The organism is Streptomyces rhizosphaerihabitans (assembly GCF_025399795.1).
Classification (GTDB): domain Bacteria; phylum Actinomycetota; class Actinomycetes; order Streptomycetales; family Streptomycetaceae; genus Streptomyces; species Streptomyces rhizosphaerihabitans.
In genome coordinates this window covers 1-576 of record NZ_JAODTZ010000175.1, presented here as the reverse complement: position 1 = coordinate 576, position 576 = coordinate 1, and the positions used below count along the sequence as shown (strand labels likewise).

The 576-nt window shown below is 68.2% G+C and carries 1 protein-coding gene; it reads right to left on the bottom strand.

Translation table 11 applies throughout. The features are described 5' to 3' along the window. Positions 1 to 302 (bottom strand): helix-turn-helix domain-containing protein (locus N4G66_RS45275; protein ID WP_261710165.1); only part of this gene is annotated, 302 nt, incomplete at its 3' end. Between the last annotated feature and the right edge of the window lie 274 nt (positions 303 to 576).

Here is a 576-nt window from a genome sequence, read left to right as displayed (position 1 = left end):
CGGCGGTGTTCGGCGTTGATGCGCTGGGCTTCTTCGAGTTGGTCTTCGAGGATGATGATGCGGCAGGCGGCCTCGATGGGGGTGCCGTTGTCGACGAGTTCGCGGGCGCGGGCGGCGATGCGCAGTTGGTAGCGGGAGTAGCGGCGGTGTCCGCCCGCGGAGCGGAGCGGGGTGATGAGGCGGGCTTCGCCGAGGGCGCGGAGAAAGCCCTGGGTGGTGCCGAGCAACGCTGCGGCCCGGCCCATGGTGTAGGCGGGGTAGTCGTCGTCATCGAGCCGGCCGAACGAGTCGTCTGCTGTCACTTGCACCTCTCCGAGAAACGCGTGGAGGGGCCCTGGCGCCAGTAGCGCCAGGGCCCCGAAGGAACTGCTACACCATCTGCCGGCCCTGATACTGCACCGGCCTTCTGTTTCCGCACGCCCACCCGGGAGAGGGCGGGGAATGCGGGGATCGCGGTTGCTCGACCGGAGACCACCTCACTATCGATGTCCTGCGGTACCCGGGCTCAGCCATTCCGCCCGGGCGATCCTGATGGCGCTCGGCCCCTCCGTTCTTTCCCTCTGGGATCAACTCACT